Source organism: Pseudoxanthomonas spadix BD-a59 (genome assembly GCF_000233915.3).
Classification (GTDB): Bacteria; Pseudomonadota; Gammaproteobacteria; order Xanthomonadales; family Xanthomonadaceae; genus Pseudoxanthomonas_A; species Pseudoxanthomonas_A spadix.
On sequence record NC_016147.2, the window covers coordinates 2,115,904 to 2,128,984 of the forward strand.

The following is a 13,081-nucleotide window of genomic DNA, read 5'->3' on the forward strand; positions in this document are numbered from 1 at the left end:
ACCCGCCAGCCTGTGCCCAACGCTGCGCAAACGGCGAAAACACGCACGCCCCGACAAGCGGGGCGTGGGCGATCGAGCGAGGCAGGAATCGTTCGCGTTACGGCTTGCGCGCCTGTTTCAGCTCTTCTTCCTCCTCCTCGATCGGCGCCGGCTGGCTCGCAGCGGGGTCCAGGCCCTTGAGGCGCTTCTCGTTGGCGGCACGGCGCGCGGCGCGCTTTTCAGCCTCGCTGCGGGTGTCCTCGGTCCTGGCCGGACCGGAGCTGGCGTCCTTGCGCTCGGCCTGCGGCGCGCCCGCATTGGCCAGGGCCAAGGCGGCAGTGGACAGCGCGGCCACGGCACCGGCCAGCAGCAATACGGTTCGGGATTTCATGGATGACTCCTGGTGACGAACCTTGGGGTGTCGCCGCGCGCAGGAGCGCACTGCAACGCGACAAAGGCTACGCCTGTCGCTTTAGCGCGCCCTGAATGTCGTGCCCGTATGCCGTGCGCGATACCACGCGGCCGCCCCGACGATCCCCAGCCAGCCATGTTCGATACGGAACACCGGCACCTGCTGCAGGGCCGACGCGAGCACGCCCTTGTCCAGGAACCGGCGCAGGAAGCCGCCACGGCTCAGGTGTTGGCCGATATGGCCGGTGATGCCGCCGGCCAGGTAGACCGTGCCGGCGCAGAAGGTGATCGCCAAATCGCCGGCCAGGCTGCCCAGCCAGGCGCAAAACACCTCCAGGCACTGCGTGGCCAGCGGATCGTCACCGGCATCGGCCGCGGCGATCACCTCGGCTGGGGTGTGCCAGCGCGGCGCCTGGCCCTGCTGCATGCACAGCGCGGCGTACAGCCGCACCAGGCCGGTCCCGGACAGGATGCGCTCGTTGTCCACGTGCTCGAACTGGTCCTGCAACCGGCGCAGGATCTCCAGCTCCAGCGCGTTGCCGGCGCCCAGCGCGGCGTGGCCGGCCTCGCTGGGCAAGACCCGGTAACCGCCGCCCTCGGACAGCACCAGGGCCGCGCCCAGGCCGGTGCCGGGGCCGAGCAGCAGCGCCGGCAGCCTGGGCACCAGGGCCGCATCGGCGTGCAGCGGCAGCATCTGCCCGGGCGATAGCTGCGGCAGCGCCCAGGCCAGGGCCTGGAAGTCGTTGATCAGCTGTAGCTCCTGCAGCCCGGCGTGGCTGCGGGTGGCGGCCAGCGACACCGGCCACGGCAGGTTGCTGTTGAGCAGCCTGTCGCCCTGCAGCACGCCGGCGATGGCCACCACCGCCGCGCTCGGCGCCTGGCCGCGCCCTTCGGCCTGCAGCTCCTGGCCAAACTGCCGCAGCACGGCCGCCAGGCTGGGGAACTCGGCGCAGGCGTAGCGCCGCTGGGCAATGACCTCGGGCGCGCCCGGGCCGCCACGGGCCAGCCCCAGCCGGGCGAACGTGCCGCCCACGTCGGCGGCGATGAAGCCGCTCTGGCCATCCTCCACATCACCCGCTCGCAGCGGCGCGGTTGTCTCCACCACCGGTTCCCTCTCCTGGCATCCATCGCCCGCGCGGCTCGCCACGCCGCCACGCGCAACGGGCCGCACGCGCCGTCGTTGGGTGATTGTATCGGCCGACGCCGCCGCGACGGGAGCGCATGGCAAAGCATCTCCTGGCCTGTGAGCCATTGCGCCTGCAGCCTACCTGCGCGCAGGCGTGCAAAACCGCGCCCCAGCCCCCACACTTGCCCGCCTTGGTGGCTGCCACACGACCTGAATGACCGCATGAACACCCGCTACAACGCCGCCGATATCGAAGTCCTCTCCGGCCTTGACCCGGTCAAGCGCCGTCCGGGCATGTACACCGACACCACCCGCCCCAACCATCTGGCGCAGGAAGTGATCGACAACTCGGTCGACGAGGCATTGGGCGGGCACGCCAAGGTGGTGGAAGTGACCCTGTTCAGGGACGGCAGCGTCGAGGTCTGCGACGACGGCCGCGGCATGCCGGTGGACATCCACCCGGAGGAAAGGATCTCCGGCGTCGAACTGATCCTCACCCGGCTGCACGCCGGCGGCAAGTTCAACAACAACAACTACACCTTCTCTGGCGGCCTGCACGGGGTGGGCGTGAGCGTGGTCAACGCGCTGTCCACCCTGGTGGAGCTGCACATCAAGCGCGACGGCAGCGAGCACCGCATCACCTTCCGCCACGGCGAGCGCGCCAGCCCGCTGGAGGTGGTCGGCAGCGTCGGCAGGAAGAACACCGGCACCCGCCTGCGCTTCTGGCCCGATCCCAAGTACTTCGACACGCCCAGGATCAACGTGCGCGCCCTGCGCCACCTGCTGCGTGCCAAGGCGGTGCTGTGCCCGGGCCTGACGGTCAAGCTGTATGACGAAGCCAGCGGCGAGCGCGAGACCTGGCTCTACGAGGACGGCCTGCGCGCGTATCTGCAGCAGGAACTGCGCAAGGGCCAGTCCGGCGAGCGCGAGCTGTTGCCCGCGCAGCTGTTCGTGGGCGGCCTGAAGAAGCAGACCGAGATCGTCGACTGGGCGCTGGCCTGGGTGCCGGAGGGCGAGCTGGTCCAGGAAAGCTACGTCAACCTGATCCCCACCCCCCAGCACGGCACCCACGTCAACGGCCTGCGTTCGGGCCTGACCGATGCGCTGCGCGAGTTCTGCGATTTCCGCAACCTGCTGCCGCGCGGGGTCAAGCTGGCCCCGGAAGATGTGTGGGACCGGGTCGCCTTCGTGCTGTCGCTGAAGATGACCGACCCGCAGTTCTCCGGGCAGACCAAGGAACGGCTGTCCTCGCGCCAGGCCGCCGGCTTCATCGAAGGCGCCGCGCACGACGCCTTCAGCCTGTGGCTGAACCAGCACGTGGAGACCGGCCTGCAGATCGCCCAGCTGGCCATCGACCGGGCCAGCGCGCGGCTGAAGACCGAAAAGCAGATCGTGCGCAAGAAGGTCACCTCCGGCCCGGCCCTGCCCGGCAAGCTGGCCGACTGCATCAGCCAGGACCTGTCGCGCACCGAGCTGTTCCTGGTGGAAGGCGACTCGGCCGGCGGCAGCGCCAAGCAGGCCCGCGACAAGGATTTCCAGGCGATCCTTCCGCTGCGCGGCAAGATCCTCAACACCTGGGAAGTGGCTTCGGGCAGCGTCCTGGCCTCGGAGGAAGTGCACAACCTGGCCATCGCCATCGGCTGCGATCCGGGCAAGGACGACATCAGCGGCCTGCGCTACGGCAAGGTGGTGGTGCTGGCCGACGCCGACTCGGACGGACTGCACATCGCCACCCTGCTGAGCGCGCTGTTCCTGAAGCACTTCCCGGCGCTGGTCAACGCCGGGCACGTGTTCGTGGCGATGCCGCCGCTGTTCCGGGTGGACGTGGGCAAGCAGGTGTTCTACGCGCTGGATGAGGAAGAAAAGCGCCTGCTGCTGGAAAAGATCGCCCGCGAAAAGCTCAAGGGCCAGGTCAACGTGACCCGCTTCAAGGGCCTGGGCGAAATGAACCCCTCGCAGCTGCGTGAATCGGCCATCCATCCCGACACCCGCCGCCTGGTCCAGCTGACCGTGGAGGACGGCGACCAGACCCACGGCCTGATGGACATGCTGCTGGCCAAGAAGCGCGCCGGCGACCGCAAGACCTGGCTGGAGACCAAGGGCGACCTGGCCTCGCTGGAAGTCTGAAGGCCAGAAACGAAGGGAGATGAGTGAGAAACGAGAGAAAGCCGGGTCGCAGTGCCTGACCCTCGTTTCTCACTCCTCCCCCCTCGCCCCTCGCTCCACCCCCCTCGCCCCTCGCTCCTGCGCCCTCGTTTCTGGCCGTTTCGGCTAGACTTGCCGGCGTTTGCCCCCACCCCCCAAAGAGGCCACCCCCGATGACCGCGCCCCTCGCCTATCGCCGCATCCTGTTGAAACTTTCCGGGGAGGCGCTGATGGGATCAGAGGATTACGGCATCGACCCCAAGGTCATCGGCCGCATCGCCCGTGAAATCATCGAGGCCCGCGACGCCGGGGCCGAGGTCGCGCTGGTGATCGGCGGCGGCAATATCTTCCGCGGCGCCGGCCTGGCCGCCAACGGCATGGACCGGGTCACCGGCGACCAGATGGGCATGCTGGCCACGGTCATCAACGCGCTGGCCATGCAGGATGCGCTGGAAAAGCTCGGCGCCAAGGTCCGGGTGATGAGCGCCCTGAAGATCAACGACGTGTGCGAGGGCTACATCCGCCGCCGGGCCGTGCGCCACCTGGAAAAAGGCCGGATCGCGATCTTCGCCGCCGGCACCGGCAACCCGTTTTTCACCACCGACTCGGGCGCGGCGCTGCGCGCGATCGAGATCGAAGCCGACCTGCTGCTCAAGGCCACCAAGGTCGACGGCGTGTACGACAAGGATCCGCGCAAGTTCCCCGATGCCAGGCGCTTTGACACCCTGACCTACGACGAAGTCCTCAACCGCGGCCTGGAAGTGATGGACACCGCCGCGTTTGCCCTGTGCCGCGACAGCGAGGTGCCGCTGCGCATCTACGACCTGTCGGTGCCCGGCAACCTGATGAACATCCTGCGCGGCCAGAACATCGGCACCCTGGTCCAGGGCCGCAGCTGAGCCGGCACGCAGGCGCCGCGCGCCTGTCATTGTGTCCGCGGCCACCGCGCGGCACCCTGGCGGCCATGGCACACGCACCTTCCGACGATCACGCAGGCCACGGCCACGCCCACCCCGCCACCGGCGGTCGCGCACACGGCACCGGCACCGGCGGCTATGCCATGGCGATGCTGGTCAACCTGGGCTATACCGCGCTGGAGGCCGGCTACGGCCTGCACATCAACTCCCTGACACTGCTGTCCGACGCCCTGCACAACCTGGGCGACGTGCTTGGCCTGGGCCTGGCCTGGGCCGCTGCGGCCATGGCCCGACGCCGGCCCACGGCCCACCACACCTACGGCTGGCGCAAATCCACCCTGCTGGCGCCGCTGGCCAACGCGCTCGTGCTGATGGCGTTCTCCGGCGGCCTGGCCTGGGAGGCGATCGGCCGCTTCAGCGCGCCACCATCGATCCCTGCAGTGCCGGTGATGGTGGTGGCTGCGATCGGCATCGTGGTGAACCTGGGCGCGGGCTGGCTGCTGCACGGCGGCGGCAGGCATGCGCACGAAGGGCAGGACCTCAACCGCCGCGGCGCAATCCTGCACCTGATGGCCGATGCGGCCGTGTCGCTGGCCGCAGTGATGGCCGGCGCCGGGATGTGGTGGCTGGGCTGGGCCTGGCTGGACCCGGCCACCGCGCTGTTGGTGGGGGTGATGATCGCCGCGGGCACCTATGGCCTGCTGCGCGAAAGCTTTTCGGCGGCGATGGATGCCGTTCCCCGCCATATCGACCAGGGCGCAGTGGCCGCGTTCCTGTCCGGCCAGCCGGGCGTAAGCGCCATCCACCATCTGCATATCTGGCCGCTGGGCGCCGGCGAAGTGGCCCTGACCGCGCACCTGGTGCGGCCCGAGCCGGGCGACGACGATGCCTTCATCGATGCCACCGCGCTGGCACTGTCCGAGCAATTCGGCATCAGCCACGCGACCTTGCAGCTGGAACGCGGCCAGGCCTGCACCCAGCCCTGCCATGGCGCCCCCACGGCCGGGCCCGCACACCACCACTGAGCCTTCCTGCACGCAGCCCAAGTCCGGCCGGTGCGGGCTTTCGCCTATAATCCCCGGTTTGACGAAACCCGGGACCCGGCGATGCTGAACGACATCAAGAAAGACGCGCAGGCGCGCATGAACAAGAGCATCGAATCGCTGCGTCATGACCTGACCAAGCTGCGCACCGGCCGGGCCACCACCGCGCTGGTCGACCACCTGAAGGTCAACTACTACGGTTCGGACATGCCCCTGACCCAGGTCGCCTCGGTGGTGGTCAGCGACGCCCGCTCGCTGACCATCACCCCGTGGGAAAAGCAGATGGTCTCGGCGGTGGAGAAGGCGATCCTGGGCTCGGACCTGGGCCTGACCCCCAACACCGCCGGCACCGTCATCCGCATCAACATCCCGGCCCTGACCGAGGAACGCCGCCGCGACCTGTCCAAGGTCGTGCATGCCAACGGCGAGGATGCCAAGGTGGCCATCCGCAACATCCGCCGCGACGCCAACCAGCAGATCAAGGACCTGCTGAAGGAAAAGGAAGTCACCGAGGACGAGGTGCGCCGCGCCGAGGAAGAGATCCAGAAGATCACCGACAAGGCAATCAAGGATGTGGACGAAGTGGTCAAGGCGAAAGAACAGGAACTGATGGCCGTCTGAGCGGGTCACACCACCTCCGTGACCGCCATGTCGCCTCCCCTGCCCCGGATCCCGCGCCACCTGGCCATCATCATGGATGGCAACGGGCGCTGGGCCGAGCGCCGCCGCCGCCCGCGCATGATCGGCCACCGCGCCGGCGCGCGCGCGGTCAACCTGTGCATCGACTTCTGCCTGGACCGCGGGGTCCAGGTGCTGACCCTGTTCGCCTTCTCCAGCGAAAACTGGGGTCGCCCGGCCGAGGAGGTCAGCGCGCTGATGAAGCTGTTCATGGGTGCGCTGGAGCGCGAGGTGGACGAACTGCACCGCCGCGGGGTGCGCGTGCGCTTCATCGGCCAGCGCGAGAAGTTCCAGCCGGCCATCGTCCAGCGCATGCACGCGGCCGAAGCGCTGACGGCCGGCAACGCCCGCCTGACCCTGGTCATCGCCGCCAGCTACGGCGGCCGCCAGGACCTGGCCCAGGCCGCCCGGGCGCTGGCCGAGGAGGTGGCCGCCGGCCGCCTGCAGCCGGCAGACATCGACGAGGCCCGCCTGGCCGCCCAGGTGGCGCTGGCCGACCTGCCGCCGCCGGACCTGTTCATCCGCACCGGTGGCGACCACCGCATCAGCAATTTCCTGCTGTGGCAGCTGGCCTACACCGAACTATGGTTCACCGAGACGCTGTGGCCCGACCTGGATGCCACGGTCCTGCAGGCCGCGCTGGACGACTTCGCCGTGCGTGAACGCCGCTTCGGCCTGACTGCCGCCCAGGTGGCCACGCAAGGAACCTGCCCATGACCCGGACCCGCGTGCTCGCCGCCCTGGTCATGGGCCCGTCGGCGATCCTCGCCATCCTGTTCCTGCCCACGCGGTGGATGGCGGCCATCGCGGCGCTGATGTTCCTGGTCGGCCTGTGGGAGTGGCTGAAGCTGGCCGAGATCGAGGACACGCTGTCGCGCACCGTGCTGCTGCTGTTGAACCTGGCGCTGATGGTGGTGCTGACCTGGGCCAGCCGTTCGACCAGCGGGTTTTCGCCGGCGCTGTTCCAGATCGTGTCGCTGGTGGGCGCGGCCTGGTGGCTGGTGGCGCTGCTGTGGCTGCGTTTCTACAGTTTCGCCTCGGACCACCAGACCTGGGCGCGGCTGTTCAAGCTGGCCGCCGGCACCCTGGCGATCGTGCCGGCCTGGTGCGCGCTGTGCCTGATCCATTCGGACAATTTCACTGCCCAGGGCGGTTTCCAGGAAAATCTGTGGCGGCAACACCTGTGGCTGCTGACCGCGCTGGCCATCGTCTGGGCCGCCGACAGCGGCGCGTATTTCGCCGGGCGTGCGTTCGGCAGGCACAAGCTGGCCCCGCGCATCAGCCCCAACAAGACGGTCGAAGGCCTCCTCGGCGGCCTGGTCAGCGGCCTGGTCGTCGGCCTGCTGGGTGGCTGGCTGGCCGGGGTGCAAGCCTCCCAGCTCGGGGCGCTGGCGCTGGTCAGCGTCACCACGGTGCTGGTCTCGGTGGTCGGCGACCTGTTCGAGAGCCTGCTCAAGCGGCATGTGGGTGCCAAGGACTCCGGCAACCTCATCCCGGGCCATGGCGGGATCCTGGACCGCATCGACAGTGTGATCGCCGCGCTGCCGGTGTTCCTGATCGGCCGCGAACTGCTGGGCTTCTGATCGCGATGGACACCACCACGCTCCCCTCACGCAACGTCGCGGTCCTGGGCGCGACCGGCTCGATCGGCAGCTCGGCCCTGGATCTGATCGCGCGCCACCCTGGCAGGCTGCGCGCCACCGTGCTGGCCGCCGGCAGCAATGTCGCTGCGCTGGTCGCGCTGTGCCGCAGCCATCGCCCCGAGCACGCCGTGATCGCCGACCAGGCCTGCTTCACCCAGCTGCGCGACGCCCTGGCCGAGGCGGGCCTGGCGACCCAGGCGCACGCCGGCAGTGCGGCGCTGGATGCGCTGGTGGCCGGCGACGCCTGCGACACCGTGGTGGCGGCCATCGTCGGTGCCGCCGGCCTGTCCTCGACCCTGGCCGCAGCCGGCGCCGGCAAGCGGCTGCTGCTGGCCAACAAGGAATCGCTGGTCCTGGCCGGCGCGCTGGTGATCGCCGTCGCCGAGGCCTCCGGCGCGCAGATCGTGCCGATCGACAGCGAACACAACGCCGTCTTCCAGTGCCTGGGCTCGCGCCAGGCCGGCGCGCAGGTGCGCCGGATCGTGCTGACCGCCTCCGGTGGCCCGTTCCGCGGCCGCAGCCGTGCCTCGCTGGAAACGGTCACCGTCGCCCAGGCCGTGGCCCATCCAAAGTGGTCGATGGGCCCGAAGATCTCGGTCGACTCGGCCACCCTGATGAACAAGGGCCTGGAGCTGATCGAGGCCGCGCACCTGTTCAACGTCGGCCGCGAGCGCCTGGACGTGCTGGTCCATCCGCAGAGCCTGGTCCACTCGCTGGTGGAGTTCATCGACGGCTCGACCCTGGCCCAGCTGGGCCTGCCGGACATGCGCACCGCCCTGTCGGTGGGCCTGGGCTGGCCGCAGCGCATCGATTCGGGGGTGGCCGGGCTGGATCTTCTGCGCCACGGCACCCTGGAATTCGAAGCGCCGGACCTAGACGCCTTCCCCTGCCTGCGCCTGGCCTGGAGCGCACTTGAGAGCGGCGGTGCGGCCCCGGCGGTGCTGAACGCCGCCAACGAAACTGCTGTTTCAGCGTTTCTTCAGGGCAAAATCGGTTTCCTAGCGATCCCTGCATTGGTCGAGGACGCCCTCGCCGCCCACGCGCATGCCCCGGCCGGAAGCCTGGAGGCGCTGCTGGCGGCCGATGGTCTCGCGCGGCATTTCAGCCAGGGCTGGATCCACCGCACCACCACAGGCCAAGCCCGTTCCGCATGAGTGAAATCGCAGGCTCCATCTGGTGGATGATCGTCGCCCTCGGCGTGCTGGTCACGTTCCACGAGTTCGGCCACTACTGGGTCGCGCGCCGTTGCGGGGTGGGCGTGCTGCGGTTTTCGGTGGGCTTCGGCAAGCCGATCTGGTCGCGCCGTGACCGGCACGGCACCGAGTTCGCCATCGCCCCGATCCCGCTGGGCGGCTACGTCAAGATGGTCGACGAGCGCGAAGGCGAGGTTCCGGCCGAGCGCCTGGGCGAGGCCTTCAACCGCAAGCCGGTCCTGCAGCGCATCGCCGTGGTGGCCGCCGGCCCGATCGCCAACCTGCTGCTGTGCGTGGCCCTGCTGTGGGCCATGTTCGTGATCGGCAAGGAGGATTACGCACCGGTGGTCGGCCGCGTGGACGGCATCGCCCAGCAGTCCGGCCTGCGTCCGGGCGACCGGATCGTGGCCGTCGACGGGCGCGCCATCGCCACGGCCACCGAGGCGGTGATGGGCCTGACCGGCGCGGCAATGGACCGGCGCGATGTCCAGCTGCGCGTCGAGGACGCCTCGGGCAACGACATCAGCCGTCGGGTCTACACCTCACGCCTGCCGGCCGGCTTCGACGAACAGGACGTCACCGGCGCGCTTGGCCTGCGCTGGCAGTTCACCGTCGAACCAGCCGAGGTCCGCCAGGTCAGGCCCGGTTCGCCGGCCGCCGGCACGCTGCAGGTCGGCGACCTGATCACCGCCATCGATGGCCAAGCGGTGGACACTGCCGACACCTTGCGTCCGCTGCTGCAGAAGTTCGGCGCACGCGGCGGCGAGGTGATGGTGGAAGTCGAGCGCGAAGGCAGCCGCCTGGCCCTGCCGCTGCAGCCGCAGCGCATGACCGATCCGGACACCGGCGCCGAGTTCTGGGCCCTGGGCATCGCCCTGGGCCGCGGCCATGCGCCGGCCTACGACGCCCTGCAGCGCTACGGTCCGCTGGCGGCGATCCCGGTGGCGGTGCGCCAGACCGGGCAGCTGGCGGCCGATTCGCTGGGCATGATCCGGCGCATGGTCACCGGCCACGCCTCGCTGCAGAACGTGTCCGGCCCGGTGACCATCGCCAAGGTGGCCAATGCCTCGGCCGATCGCGGGCTTACCTGGTTCCTGCAGTTCCTGGCCCTGCTGTCGCTGAGCCTGGCGATTGTGAACCTGCTGCCGATCCCGGTCTTGGACGGCGGACACCTGCTGTATTACCTTATCGAGTTGGTCAAGGGCAGCCCGCTGAGCGAGCGGGCCATGGCCGCTGGCCAGTTTATTGGCCTGGCCATCCTGGCCGGCCTGATGGGGCTGGCGCTCTACAACGACATCCTGCGCCCGGTGATCTGAATGCCTTTGCCTGTTTTTCCTGCGGCCGCCCAGCGGCGGCCTGCCCCCTGCGGGGGCCTTTCCGAAACCAGTTCCCCGACGGATGTGACGATGACGCGACTCCCGACCCGCCGCCTGCTCGCCCTTGCCCTGGCGTCCGCCATCGCGGCCCCGGCGATGGCTCAGTCCAGCGGCATGGTGCCGGCCTTCGGGTCCGAGCAGCAGCCGTCCCAGGCACCGGCCTTCGGCATGCAGCCTGCGCCGGCCGCTTCGCCGTCGGACTTCGTCGCCACCGATATCCGCATCGATGGCGTCCAGCGCATTTCCAGTGGCACGGTGCTGACCTACTTGCCGATCGAGCGCGGTGACATCGTCACCCAGGCCAAGGTCGGCGATGCGATCCGCGCGCTGTACCGCACCGGCTTCTTCGAGAACGTCAAGCTCAGCCGGCAGGGTTCGATCCTGGTGGTGACGCTGCAGGAACGGCCGGCCATCAACAAGCTGACCCTGACCGGCAACAAGGACATCAAGACCGAGGACCTGACCAAGGGCCTGAACGACATCGGCCTGTCCGAAGGCGGCACCTTCGACCGTCTGGCACTGGACCGGGTGACCCAGGAGCTGGTGCGCCAGTACAACAACCGCGGCAAGTACAACGTCCAGATCACCCCGACCGTGAGCCCGCTGGACCGCAACCGTGTGGACATCACCATTGCAGTCAAGGAAGGCAAGGCCGCCAAGATCCGCCACATCAACCTGATCGGCACCGACAAGTTCGACCAGGAAGAAATCCGCGCCGGCTGGGAATCGCAGGAACACAACTGGTTGTCCTGGTATCGCCGCGACGACCAGTACTCCAAGGAAAAGCTCTCCGGCGACATCGAGAAGCTCAACTCCTACTATCTGGACCGCGGCTATGTCGATTTCAGCCTGGACTCGACCCAGGTGGCGATCAGCCCGGACAAGAAGGACATGTTCCTCACCGCCGGCGTCACCGAGGGCGAGCAGTACACCGTGTCCGACGTCAAGGTCAGCGGCGACACCGTGCTGCCGCAGGAGCGCGTGGAGAAGATGGTACTGGTGCGCAAGGACCAGATCTTCTCGCGCCGGCTGCTGGAGGTCAGCTCCGACGGCATCACCGCGACCCTGGCCAACGTCGGCTACGCCTTCGCCCAAGTCAACCCGATCCCGACGGTGGACCGCGAAAAGCGCACCGTGGCCATCAACATGCAGGTCGTGCCCGGTCCGCGCGTCAACGTGCGCCGGATCGAGTTCAAGGGCAACTCGCGCACCGCCGACGAAGTGCTGCGCCGGGAGATGCGCCAATTCGAAGGCGCCTGGTACTCGCAGGCTGCGATCGACCGGTCCAAGGTGCGCCTGCAGCGGCTGGGTTACTTCGAAACCGTGGACGTAGCCAACCAGCCGGTGCCGGGCACGCGCGACCAGGTCGACGTGGTCTACACGGTGAAGGAGACCACGTCGGGCAGCTTCGTGTTCGGCCTGGGCTACTCGCAACTCTCGGGGGTGACCACCTCGATCCAGCTGTCGCAGAACAACTTCCTGGGCGGCGGCAACCGGGTCGCGATCGAGGCCTCGCGCAGCGACTACCTGAGCCGCTATTCGTTTTCGTTCACCAACCCGTACTTTACCGACGACGGCGTGTCGCTGGGCTACAACCTGTCCTACAGCGACCTGGACTATTCGGACTACAACACCGCCGCGTATTCGTCAAAGAATACCGCCGCGCAGGCGATCCTGGGCATTCCGCTGAGCGAAAGCGACAGCGTGTCGCTGATGTTCGGGGTCGACTCCACCCAGGTCAGTGTCTATGAAGGCACCACCCCGCAGGCGATCGTCGACTATATCAACGCCCTGGGCAGTCGGACCTTCCACGCCTGGCGCAGCCAGATCGGCTGGGCGCGCGATACCCGCAACGACTATTTCATGCCCACCCGTGGCATTTTCCAGCGGGTCTCGGCAGAAATCTCCCTGCCCGGGTCGACGGTGGAGTACTACAAGCTCAACTACGAGTTCTCCAAGTACTGGATGCTCAGCCCGGCCTTCGTCCTGCGCACCGGCGGCGAAGTCGGCTATGGCGACAGCTATGGCGACGACGTCACCCGCACGGTCTGCTATGACCCCACCACCGGGCTGGCGGTGTCGTGCGACACCAGCGGCGCCGCATCGCGCACGCTCACCGCCTCGGGCCTGCCGTTCTACGAGAATTTCTACGCCGGTGGCGTGCGTTCGGTGCGCGGCTTCGAGGACAACACCCTGGGCCCGCGTTCGGAGCCAACGCCCTACTACAGCGACGGCCAGCCGCTGGGCGGCTCGCTCAAGACCATCGGCCAGCTGGAGCTGATCTTCCCGAAGCTGTTCGACTCCAACGCCGCGCGCGTCTCGGCGTTCATCGATGTCGGCAACGTCTACGACGGTTACGACAATTTCAAGGCCAACGAGCTGCGCGCCTCCACCGGCGTGTCGCTGCTGTGGCGGGCGCCGGTCGGACCGATCTCGATCAGCTACGCGTTCCCGCTCAAGAGCGAGGACCAGGACAAGGTCGAGCGCCTGCAGTTCACCTTCGGCGGTTCGTTCTGAGCCAACGCGCCGGCGCTGGCGTGGCGGGGGCCCGGCTTGTCCGGGCTTTCGTT

11 protein-coding genes are annotated in these 13,081 nt (G+C 68.7%); 9 read left to right on the plus strand and 2 right to left on the minus strand.

Translation table 11 applies throughout. The features are described from left to right. Nucleotides 1-97: 97 nt before the first annotated feature. Together DSC_RS09535 and DSC_RS09540 are read right to left on the minus strand one after the other, a co-directional pair. The gene (locus tag DSC_RS09535) at nt 98-370 is read right to left on the minus strand and encodes a hypothetical protein (RefSeq protein ID WP_148268117.1); all 273 of its coding nucleotides are present in this window, start codon (nt 368-370) and stop codon (nt 98-100) included. 81 nt (nt 371-451) lie between these two features. Further along, nucleotides 452-1,495, minus strand: a complete 1,044-nt coding sequence (locus DSC_RS09540) for a glucokinase (protein WP_014160959.1) — start codon at nt 1,493-1,495, stop codon at nt 452-454. Between the two features lie 243 nt (nt 1,496-1,738). On the opposite strand from DSC_RS09540, the gene parE reads away from it, so the two are divergent. From parE to bamA, 9 genes are all read left to right on the plus strand, one after another. Continuing rightward, nucleotides 1,739-3,643: a DNA topoisomerase IV subunit B gene (gene parE, locus DSC_RS09545; protein ID WP_014160960.1), complete on the plus strand. Its 1,905-nt coding sequence runs from the start codon at nt 1,739-1,741 to the stop codon at nt 3,641-3,643. Nucleotides 3,644-3,834: 191 nt separating this feature from the next. After that, a complete protein-coding gene (pyrH, locus tag DSC_RS09550) occupies nt 3,835-4,560 on the plus strand; it encodes a UMP kinase (RefSeq protein ID WP_014160961.1) in 726 nt (241 codons plus the stop codon). A gap of 65 nt (nt 4,561-4,625) precedes the next feature. Continuing rightward, entirely contained in the window at nt 4,626-5,603 is a 978-nt protein-coding gene (locus DSC_RS09555) for a cation diffusion facilitator family transporter (RefSeq protein WP_014160962.1), read from the plus strand. Nucleotides 5,604-5,684: 81 nt separating this feature from the next. Further along, complete coding sequence (gene frr / locus DSC_RS09560; RefSeq protein WP_014160963.1) at nt 5,685-6,242, plus strand: ribosome recycling factor; 558 nt, start codon at nt 5,685-5,687, stop codon at nt 6,240-6,242. Between the two features lie 27 nt (nt 6,243-6,269). After that, nucleotides 6,270-7,016, plus strand: coding sequence for a polyprenyl diphosphate synthase (gene uppS, locus DSC_RS09565; protein ID WP_014160964.1), 747 nt, complete (start codon nt 6,270-6,272; stop codon nt 7,014-7,016). Then, nucleotides 7,013-7,882 carry a phosphatidate cytidylyltransferase gene (locus DSC_RS09570; protein WP_014160965.1) on the plus strand — a complete coding sequence of 290 codons (870 nt, stop codon included), beginning with the start codon at nt 7,013-7,015 and terminating at the stop codon, nt 7,880-7,882. Before uppS ends, DSC_RS09570 begins: the two co-directional genes overlap by 4 nt. 5 nt (nt 7,883-7,887) lie before the next feature. Continuing rightward, entirely contained in the window at nt 7,888-9,096 is a 1,209-nt protein-coding gene (gene dxr, locus DSC_RS09575) for a 1-deoxy-D-xylulose-5-phosphate reductoisomerase (protein ID WP_014160966.1), read from the plus strand. Further along, a complete protein-coding gene (rseP, locus tag DSC_RS09580) occupies nt 9,093-10,451 on the plus strand; it encodes an RIP metalloprotease RseP (RefSeq protein WP_014160967.1) in 1,359 nt (452 codons plus the stop codon). The genes dxr and rseP overlap by 4 nt, the downstream gene beginning before the upstream one ends. A gap of 90 nt (nt 10,452-10,541) precedes the next feature. Further along, entirely contained in the window at nt 10,542-13,028 is a 2,487-nt protein-coding gene (gene bamA, locus DSC_RS09585) for an outer membrane protein assembly factor BamA (RefSeq protein ID WP_014160968.1), read from the plus strand. Nucleotides 13,029-13,081 lie beyond the last annotated feature (53 nt).